This window comes from Alcanivorax sp., from assembly GCF_014762765.1.
GTDB lineage: Bacteria > Pseudomonadota > Gammaproteobacteria > Pseudomonadales > Alcanivoracaceae > Alcanivorax.
In genome coordinates this window covers 1-3,531 of sequence record NZ_JABURH010000145.1, presented here as the reverse complement: position 1 = coordinate 3,531, position 3,531 = coordinate 1, and the positions used below count along the sequence as shown (strand labels likewise).

General features: G+C 63.9%; 3 protein-coding genes and 1 pseudogene. All 4 read right to left on the bottom strand.

Going from position 1 to position 3,531, the window contains the following annotated elements:
• The coding region (locus tag HUJ17_RS10340; protein WP_290510617.1) for an efflux RND transporter permease subunit at positions 1 to 1,159 on the bottom strand (1,159 nt) is incomplete at its 3' end.
• Positions 1,156 to 2,319: an efflux RND transporter periplasmic adaptor subunit gene (locus HUJ17_RS10335; RefSeq protein ID WP_290510616.1), complete on the bottom strand. Its 1,164-nt coding sequence runs from the start codon at positions 2,317 to 2,319 to the stop codon at positions 1,156 to 1,158. The genes HUJ17_RS10335 and HUJ17_RS10340, both read right to left, overlap by 4 nt.
• Positions 2,316 to 3,275: a hypothetical protein gene (locus HUJ17_RS10330; protein WP_290510615.1), complete on the bottom strand. Its 960-nt coding sequence runs from the start codon at positions 3,273 to 3,275 to the stop codon at positions 2,316 to 2,318. The genes HUJ17_RS10335 and HUJ17_RS10330 overlap by 4 nt, the downstream gene beginning before the upstream one ends.
• Positions 3,272 to 3,531, bottom strand: a pseudogene (locus HUJ17_RS10325) (hypothetical protein); the annotation flags it as partial. The gene HUJ17_RS10330 and the pseudogene HUJ17_RS10325, both read right to left, overlap by 4 nt.

Genomic DNA, 3,531 nt, shown 5'->3' with positions numbered 1-3,531 from the left:
TAAAGGCGAACAGGGAAATGGTGTTGAAGGATTCGCCCAGAACCGGCAGCAAGGCGCAGGCACCCAGCATGCACACCGGAATCCCCAGCGCCACCCAGCCGGCCAGGCGCAGGGTGAGAAACACCCCCAGCATCAACGTCAGCAGCACCAACCCCTGCAACGCATTGCGCCACAACAGGTGGGAGCGCTCGCGGAACTGGGCGGCATCATCACTCCACACCCGCAGGGCGACGCCGCGGGGTAATTGCGCCTCTTTCAGGTAACCGCTCACTGCGCCGGCCACGTCCAGCACGTTCTGGTCGCCCACCCGGTACACATCCAGGGCCACAGCCGGCTGGCCGTCCAGCCAGGCAGCCTGGCTGTCCCGGGAGAACCCGTCCTCGATGTGCGCTACATCCCCAAGCCGCAGCAAATCACCCTGCTCCGACTGGCGGATCACCAGCTGCTCATAGGCGGTGGCATCCCCCGGCTGCTGACCGGTCTGCAGCAGCCAGTCGCCCTGATCGCTTCGCAACAAGCCGCCCGCAATACGCTCCACACTCTCGCGGGCGGCGGCGGCCATGCCTTCGAGCGTGAGCTGGTAGCGGTAGAGATCATCCCGCGCCACGGTCAGCGCCATTTCCCGTTCCGGCAGGTTCTCGATATCCACGCTGGATACCGCATCGTGATTGAGCAGTTGCCGGCGCACCTGGTGGGCAAGCTGATAGATATCCTGGCGCGACAGGCTGCCGCTGAGCAGCAGACGCACTACCCGGTTGCGCACGATCAGTTCCTGCACCCGGGGCCGTTCGGCATCGCCCGGCAGGCTGTCCAGTCCTTCCAGGCGAGTACGGATCTGCTCCAGCACAGCGCGGGTGTCATGCCCCTTGAGCACGTCCAGCTGCACCGAACAGAGTCCCTCACGGGCTTCGCTGATCAGCTCGGTACCGCCTTCCACATCGTCGATGGCGGTTTCCACCGGCGTGCAGACCATGGCTTCCACGCTTTCCGGAGTAGCCTGGGGCCAGGCCACATAGATGCCGATGCGATCCAGCGGTACGTTGGGCAGGGTTTCCTGGCGGGTATGGGGAATGGCCATCAACCCTGCCAGCAGCAGGGCGATCATCAGCAGGTTGGCCACTGCGCCGTTACGGGCGAACCAGGCAATACTGCGATTCACAGGGCTGTCTCAGTCACCGAACGGTCCGCCAGCCCACTGGCAGGAACGCGGGGATCGATACGCATGCCTTCCAGCAGTTGCAGGTCACCGGCCAGTACCACCCGTGACGACGCTGTCACTCCATCGTGCAGGTAGAGGTAGTCGTCATCGTGATGCAGCACTGCCACCGACTGACGACGCAAGCGCTTGTCCTTATCCAGTACCCAGACGGTATTTTCACCGGTCTGAGCCGCCCGGGGCAGCATCGCCACGTTGTGCGTCGGCGCTCCGCGCAGCTCCGCCTGCACCAGCACCCCGGGCTCCAGGGGCAGGCCATCTTCCGCATTGGTGACCTGAACGATCAGATGCATCATGCGGTTCTTGTTCAAGCCGCCCTCACGGCGCACCACCTTGCCCTGCCACTGGCCATCCCGACCGGCAAAGCGGCCACGCAGGGTAACGTTGACATGCTCCAGGGTCTGTTCATCGCCGGGCATAATGCCAAGCAGAGCCAGCCATTCATCGCGGACCGGCAGCCGCACTTCCACCATGTCTTCCTGATATAACCGCGCCAACACACTACCAGCCTGAATCTGCTGCCCGGCCATCACCTGCACGGCTTTCAGGCGCCCGCTGATGGGTGCCACCAGCTCGGTCTGTTCCTGGTTACGCTGGGCCTGGCGCAGCCCGGCGCGAGCAGAGGCCAGCCGGCTGTTGGCTTCGTCCAGTTGTGGCTCGAAACGGCCCAGTGCGGAAGACCGCTTGGAAGACCCGGACACCCGCGCTCGCGCCCGGGTTTCTTCCAGATGCAGGCGCGCAGCGTGGACCGCGTTCCGCTGGGCGGTAACATCCAGCGCAAAGGGCTCCGGATCCAGCTTCAGCAGTACCTCGCCGGCAGCCACCCGCCCCCCGTCCGCCAGCAGCGGCGACACCTCCTGCACCCGTCCGGAGACTTCCAGGCTCATGGGCAATTCGTGACGGGCGCGAACCAGACCCTGGCTGTGCACCGGGATCACCACGTCTTTCCATTCCACTTGCCAGGTATCCAGCGCGAGTAGGGTTTCTTCCGTTTTCAGGGTGGGTGTAGCCGGCGGCACCAGATACAGCGCAGTCACCGCCAGTCCCATGGCCAGGGTCGCCAGCAGGGCCACCAACGCGCGCAGACTGAGAATTCGTTTCATGCCGCCCCCTCCAGTCCATCAACCCAGCGTTGCAGACATTGCTGAGCCACCGCCTGCGATGCGCCCAAGGACGGGTGCAGCTTCAGCGCCAGATTGAGGCTGCCGTTGACGATCATCATGCCATTGGCCACCGGGTGATTGGGGCTGCCCGGACCGCAGCAAACGAACACCGTATCCGGGGGCAAGCCGCCAGACACAAAATCGATTTGCCAGTCCCCCAGGTTGGAAAAGGAACCCGCGTGCTGAGGACCGTTAAGCAGGCGACCACACAACCAGTCCACCCCCCGCTGGCCGATCACCCGACCAATGCGGGCCAGGTGCCAGTAGCGCCAGTGAATATTGGCTTTCAGGTAGCTGCGGATAGTGCGGTCCAGGTGCTCCGGGGTGTCATCACGATCCACGGTCAGATAAAAGGCGCTGGACAGGTTCATGTCCGGCCGCCCCATGGGCACTACCCCGCGCATATTCACCGGGAAACACCAGCTCACCGGGCCTGGGCCCGTCATCAAAGTCTCCGCCACGGCACGGTGCAGAGCCAACAACAACAGGCTGTTGAGCGACACCCGCTGTGCTTCGGCACGTTGTCGTAGCGCACGGGTCTGCTGCGGGCTCAGCCACTGCACCAGTGGCTCGTCCGGCTGCTCCTGGAAAGTCGCGTCGAAAGCACACCATTGTGGCGATTGTGGCAGGCGTTGTTCCGGCCGGGACTGCCAGCGACGCCAGAAAGACGGCGCACGGGACTGACGACTGAGGGGCATGGGCGGCTGACGGACACCCATACGCTGGAGGGATTCGGCGATCCCCCCCACACCATCATGGTCCCGATGCCGCAGCGCCACGGTATGGCGCTCACCGGTACCCGGCTTGATGAAGATAAATTCGATACGGTCATCAATACCGAGCCGGGCGCGGGCCCGGTACCACATGCCAATGTAGTCTGTTGCGCTGGCACTCACAGGCGGGCGACCTCCACATAGGGTAGGCGCCCATCCAGCTGGTCTCTCGGATCACCGTCATAGCTCACCAGAAAATGGTCGCTGAGCAACAACCTGCGACGGTAACTCGCTGGTACCCGGGCCAGCGGGTCCTGGGCAAAAAAACCACATACCAGCGCATCATAGTAGCCATGGAAACGGCTGATGGCATCGTCCAGCAAAAGCCGCAGCAGCTCCGGGCGATTGTCCTCCACCACCAGGCTGTGCAGGGTCAGGT

What these genes read in the sequence shown, in the direction of transcription:
- HUJ17_RS10335 (WP_290510616.1), bottom strand. Translation starts at nt 2,319, where the DNA reads ATGAAACGAATTCTCAGTCTGCGCGCGTTGGTGGCCCTGCTGGCGACC.